The 6,093-nt window shown below is 42.1% G+C and carries 5 protein-coding genes; 4 read left to right on the top strand and 1 reads right to left on the bottom strand.

Going from position 1 to position 6,093, the window contains the following annotated elements:
- Positions 1 to 137: 137 nt before the first annotated feature.
- Positions 138 to 326, bottom strand: a complete 189-nt coding sequence (locus ACH2DQ_RS22350) for a hypothetical protein (RefSeq protein ID WP_394915785.1) — start codon at positions 324 to 326, stop codon at positions 138 to 140.
- Positions 327 to 692: 366 nt separating this feature from the next.
- Between ACH2DQ_RS22350 and rimO the strand changes: the two genes are divergently transcribed.
- The 4 genes from rimO to ACH2DQ_RS22370 all read left to right on the top strand — a co-directional run.
- Positions 693 to 2,030 (top strand): 30S ribosomal protein S12 methylthiotransferase RimO, encoded by a 1,338-nt coding sequence (rimO, locus tag ACH2DQ_RS22355; protein WP_394915784.1) that lies wholly within the window; start codon positions 693 to 695, stop codon positions 2,028 to 2,030.
- Complete coding sequence (pgsA, locus tag ACH2DQ_RS22360; RefSeq protein WP_394915783.1) at positions 2,014 to 2,550, top strand: CDP-diacylglycerol--glycerol-3-phosphate 3-phosphatidyltransferase; 537 nt, start codon at positions 2,014 to 2,016, stop codon at positions 2,548 to 2,550. The genes rimO and pgsA overlap by 17 nt, the downstream gene beginning before the upstream one ends.
- 21 nt (positions 2,551 to 2,571) lie before the next feature.
- Complete coding sequence (locus ACH2DQ_RS22365) at positions 2,572 to 3,837, top strand: competence/damage-inducible protein A (RefSeq protein WP_394915782.1); 1,266 nt, start codon at positions 2,572 to 2,574, stop codon at positions 3,835 to 3,837.
- 152 nt (positions 3,838 to 3,989) lie between these two features.
- The coding region (locus tag ACH2DQ_RS22370) for a pyruvate formate lyase family protein (protein ID WP_395028390.1) at positions 3,990 to 6,093 on the top strand (2,104 nt) is incomplete at its 3' end.

Genomic DNA, 6,093 nt, shown 5'->3' on the forward strand with positions numbered 1-6,093 from the left:
CGTTTAATATGCTCATTGCTGTATTAGCTCCTTATTATTTATATTTATCGATTTGATTATACAGGAAAATTCCAGAAAAGCAAGTATCTGTACAAAAAAACGCACCCGGTTGCGGGTGCGAAGCCTATAAAGAAAACTTAACATTCAATTTTGATTGTCCATGCGTAACCATTTTTGGTCCAGATATTGTAGTCATTGTTTTGAGAATTGTAAGCGATGTGGTCCAGCTCCGGACAGGAGTTAACATTAATAATGTTTACGTATTCACTGGGTTTCAGTTTCCAGTTTTTATTGCGAAGATAAGAATCAATTTCATGACTATGCATTTTTGTTACCTCCTTTAGTTGTCTTATCTATACATAATCATTGACTGTTTTTAAAGTTTTAATCAGTGTCTCTCATGTATATCAATATTATATCAGCAACTGCTTCAGTAGGAAATGGTTAGATGTTAGAAACTATTGTAATAATTTTGGTTATTTTGTCGATTTCATGCAGAAGTCAGTAGACGAGAATGAGATTTTTCTGGGAAAATATCTAAAAACAGACGATAAAAATTGGAACAGCAGATTTTGTGGTTTTGAGAACTTTGCACATTCTCAAGTATTTTATTGACCTTTTAAGACGAAAATAGTACAATAAACATCAAAGAGCATTTTGCTTTTGGACGATACTAAAAAGAGGAGTAATTTATGAACGTATTATTTGTATCCCTGGGATGCGACAAGAATCTGGTGGATTCGGAAGTGATGCTGGGGCTGCTTGCTAAAAATGAATATGTCCTTACCGATGATGAGACACAGGCGGATATTATTGTTGTGAATACCTGCTGTTTTATCAATGATGCAAAGGAAGAGAGCATCCAGACGATTCTGGAAATGGCAGAGCACAGGAAAAATGGTAGATGTAAGGCTTTGGTTGTGACAGGATGTCTGGCACAGCGATACAAAAAAGAAATCGTGGACGAGATCGAAGAGGTAGATGCCGTTCTTGGAACCACAACATACGATGAAATCATCAATGCGGTACAAACAGCGCTGAAAGGCCAGCAGATGTTAGAGTTTCATGATCTGGATGCTCTTCCGGCAAGGTCAGCTGGGCGTATGCTGACAACAGGCGGCCATTACGCACACTTAAAGATAGCCGAAGGCTGTAATAAACATTGTACTTACTGTATTATCCCGAAGATCCGCGGGAATTATCGAAGTGTTCCAATGGAAGAACTGATCGAAGAAGCAAAAGACCTGGCTGAGCAGGGTGTTAAGGAATTGATTCTGGTAGCGCAGGAGACTACGCTCTATGGAAAGGATCTTTATGGGGAAAAGAGCCTTCATATCTTATTAAAAGAGTTATGTAAAATTTCAGGAATCCGGTGGATTCGTATTCTCTATTGTTATCCGGAAGAAATTTATGACGAACTGATACAGGTAATGAAAGAAGAGAAAAAAGTATGTCATTATCTGGATCTGCCTATTCAGCATGCCAGCGATGATATTCTGAGAAAAATGGGCAGAAGAACGAATAAGCAGCAGTTAAAGAATATTGTGGGCAGACTGCGCAGTGAGATTCCGGATATTGCCCTTCGGACAACCTTGATAACCGGGTTTCCCGGAGAGACGCCCGAACAGCATGAGGAATTAATGGAATTTGTAGATGAGATGGAGTTTGAGCGCCTTGGAGTGTTCACCTATTCTCCTGAGGAGGATACGCCTGCAGCAGAGATGGGGGGCCAGATAGATGAAGAAGTAAAAGAAGACAGAAGAGATGAATTAATGGAACTTCAGCAGGACATCGCTTTTGACAAGGCACAGCAGATGGTGGGACGCAGTGTTATTGCCATGGTAGAAGGGAAAGTCGCGGATGAAAATGCTTACGTAGCCCGAACTTATGCAGATGCACCGAATATAGACGGATATCTGTTTGTGAATACAGGCGAGATGCTGATGTCGGGAGATTTTGTCAAGGTAAAAATTACAGGTGCGCAGGAATATGATTTGATGGGAGAGATTGAAGATGAATTTGCCGAATAGTTTGACCATATTAAGAGTTATTTTGATCCCTTTTTTTGTAATTTTCATGAAAACTGATCTGGGAGGTTCCGGTAAATATATCGCGCTTGCGATCTTTATTATTGCGAGTCTCACAGACAGTCTGGATGGGTATCTGGCAAGAAAAAACCAGCAGGTAACAAACTTTGGAAAATTTATGGATCCCCTTGCGGATAAACTCCTTGTGTGTTCTGCAATGATATGCTTGGTTCAGATCAACCGCCTCGCTGACTGGATCGTCATCATTATTATCAGCCGTGAATTTATCATCAGCGGATTCCGTCTGGTGGCATCCGATAACGGAATTGTAATTGCGGCAAGCTGGTGGGGAAAATTAAAAACAATAGCGCAGATGGTCATGACGATTCTGTTAATAGCAGATCTGGGAGGTTTTTTTGTTACTTTAGAAAATTTATTCGTTTTACTGGCACTGGTTCTGACCATTATATCTTTGATTGATTATATTGCGAAGAACATTAACGTATTGAGTATGCAAAAGTAAAATTACTTTGGAGGATGAAAAATGGTAGTAGAACTGATTTCCGTTGGAACGGAGATATTACTTGGGAACATTGTAAATACAAATGCAGCCTTTCTGGCGGAGAAGTGTGCACTGCTGGGCCTTTCCATGTATCATCAGACAGTAGTGGGCGATAATGAAGAACGTCTTGCGGATGCCATTCAGACGGCTATGAACCGTTCAGATGTGGTTATTTTAAGCGGTGGTCTGGGACCTACCCAGGATGACCTGACAAAAGAAGTTGCAGCGAAGGTTATGGAAATGAAACTGGTAGAAGACAAGCACAGCAAGGAACGGATACAGGAGTATTTTAAAAACAGCCAGTTTAAGATCATTACCGACAACAATTGGAAACAGGCTCTGATACCGGAAGGTGCCATTGTCATTGATAATAAGAACGGAACGGCGCCTGGGCTTATTCTGGAAAAACAGGGGAAATCCGTAATCCTGCTTCCGGGGCCTCCAAATGAAATGATCCCCATGTTTAACCATGATATATTTCCATATTTAAATAAACTGCAGCCGGAGATCATCTGTTCCACCATGGTGAAACTCTGCGGTTTAGGCGAAAGTTTTGTAGAAACAGAGATAGCAGATCTGATCGAAAAGCAGACGAATCCTACAATTGCAACTTATGCCAAGACAGGAGAAGTACATCTTCGCATTACCGCTAAGGCTTCCGATGAAAAGGAAGCAAAAAAATTAATTAAACCGGTTGTAAAAGAACTGCGCAGCCGTTTCGGCAATCATATTTACACCACAGAAGAGCAGGATACACTGGAAGAGACCATCATCCGTCTTTTAAAAGAAAAGGAACTGACTCTTACGACTGCAGAATCCTGTACAGGAGGACTCCTGGCAGCCAGACTTACAAATGTGCCTGGTGTATCAGATGTATTTAAACAGGGGCTGGTAACTTATTGTAACCGTGCAAAACGCAAGCTTTTGGAAGTAAAGAAAAATACGCTGAAAGAAAATGGAGCAGTGAGCGAAAAAACGGCGAAAGAGATGGCGAAAAACGGAGCATTTATTACCGGTGCAGATGTCTGTGTCTCCATTACAGGCATAGCAGGACCCGGAGGTGCTACGGATGAGAAGCCGGTTGGTCTTGTGTATATTGCCTGTTCTTATAATAACCAGGTGACAGTCCGGGAGTTCCATTTTAAAGGAGAACGTAATAAAGTAAGAGAAAGCTCTGTAGTAAATGCGCTGATCCTTTTAAGGGAATGCATCATTGCAGATACGGAGAAATCAGCAAAAAAAGATTGATGTTGGATTTGTTGGATTTATGTTTTTTTATGCAAGGTTTTATTGACTTGTAAGGACGGGTAGCGTATAATATACGTATAAAAAAGTCCTGCGTCTATGTGTAAACGTAGGTGCAGGGCTTTTGCTTTGCAAATCGGATACATAAAGGAGAAGTGAACGTGAAGAATTTTTACGATGGTGAAATAGAAAAAAGTGCCAGAATTCCCAAATTAATCGAAGACTTGTACGATCATATGCCGGTAATTGAGCCGGAACGTGCTGTCATTTTAACAGAGAGTTATAAAGAGACAGAGGGAGAGCCTGTGATTTTGAGAAGAGGAAAGGCTTTTGCAAAAATCTGTCATGAACTTCCTGTTACGATTCGTCCGGAAGAACTGATTGTAGGCAGCAATACAAAGACAGCACGGGGCTGTCAGGTATTTCCGGAATATTCTTTTTCCTGGCTGGAAGAAGAATTTGATACCGTGGAAAAAAGAAGCGCGGATCCGTTCTATATATCCAATGAAACAAAAGAAAAACTTCATGATGTTTATTTATATTGGAAGGGAAAAACCACAAGCGACCTTGCTACTTCTTATATGACGGAAGAAACACTGCTTGCCAAGAAGCACAATATCTTTACTCCGGGCAACTATTTTTATAATGGGATTGGACATTTTACCGTAAAATATGAAGAAGTTCTGGCAATCGGATACGAAGGCATTATTGCGTTTGCCAAAGCGGAAGTGGATAAATGCAGTGTGTCAGACGGTGATTATCAGACCCGTTCTGCATTCCTGGAATCTGTAATAATCAGTTGCACAGCTGCAATTCACTATGCACAGCGATATGCGCTTTTGGCATTGGAAGAAGCAGCAAAGTGCCAGGATAACCGCAGAAAGTTAGAATTGCTGGAAATCGCCAGAATCTGTGCGAAAGTACCCGCAAAACCGGCTGAGACCTTTTATGAGGCGTGTCAGTCGTTCTGGTTTGTCCAGATGCTGCTGCAGACTGAATCCTCCGGACATTCTATTTCCCCCGGACGATTTGACCAGTATATGTATCCATATTATGAGGCGGATATGCAATCCGGCAAAATAACAAGAGAATTTGCACAGGAGTTGATCGACTGCATCTGGGTAAAATTAAATGATCTGAACAAATGCAGGGATGCAGCTAGTGCAGAAGGTTTTGCAGGTTACAGCCTGTTCCAGAATCTGATTGTAGGCGGCCAGGACGAGGAAGGAAACGATGTTACCAACGACTTGTCTTTTATGTGCATCGAGGCATCCATGCATGTATTTTTACCGGCACCATCCCTTTCTGTGCGTGTCTGGAACAAGACGCCCGATGAACTGATGATTAAGGCAGCCAAACTTACCAGAACCGGTATCGGACTTCCGGCTTACTACAATGACGAAGTGATCATTCCGTCCATGGTCAGCAGAGGAGTAGCACTTGCAGATGCCCGTACCTATAATATTATCGGCTGTGTAGAGCCTCAGGCTCATGGTAAAACCGATGGATGGCACGATGCAGCGTTTTTCAATATGTGCAGACCCCTTGAGCTGGTCTTTACAAGCGGAATGGAAGACGGCGAGCAGGTCGGTGTAAGAACCCGTGATATCAGGGAAATGAAGAGTTTTGAGGAATTCTATGATGCGTACAAACAGCAGATGGAGTACTTTATTGAATTAATGGTCAATGCGGATAATTCCATTGATGTGGCACATGCACAGAGATGTCCGCTTCCCTACCAGTCCAGTATGATTGATGATTGTATTAAAAAAGGTAAATCCTTGCAGGAAGGCGGGGCAGTATATAACTTTACCGGTCCCCAGGGATTTGGAATCGCAAATGTAACAGATGCATTATATGCTGTGAAAAAGCTGGTATTTGAAGATAAAAAGCTGACGCTGACTGAATATAAGCAGGCTTTGGATGACAACTTCGGCAAAGGGCTGAGCCAGTCTAAAGTAGAAGCGCTGACCGTACAGATTGCAAAAGAACTGCAGAATGCAGGCCAGAAAGTCGGTGCGTCTGAGGTCCGTGTCATTGCGGATACTGTGAGACAGACCGGCACGGAACCAGCCAAAAAGCAAAAATATGATGCACTTTTAGCAATGATCGATGCACTTCCAAAGTACGGCAATGATATAGAGAGCATTGACCTTTTTGCCAGAGACGTGGCATATACCTATACAAAGCCGCTGGAAAAATACAGAAATCCGCGAGGAGGTCAGTACCAGGCAGGTTTATATCCGGTTTCGGCAAATG

The sequence above is a fragment of the Robinsoniella sp. genome, from assembly GCF_034124845.1.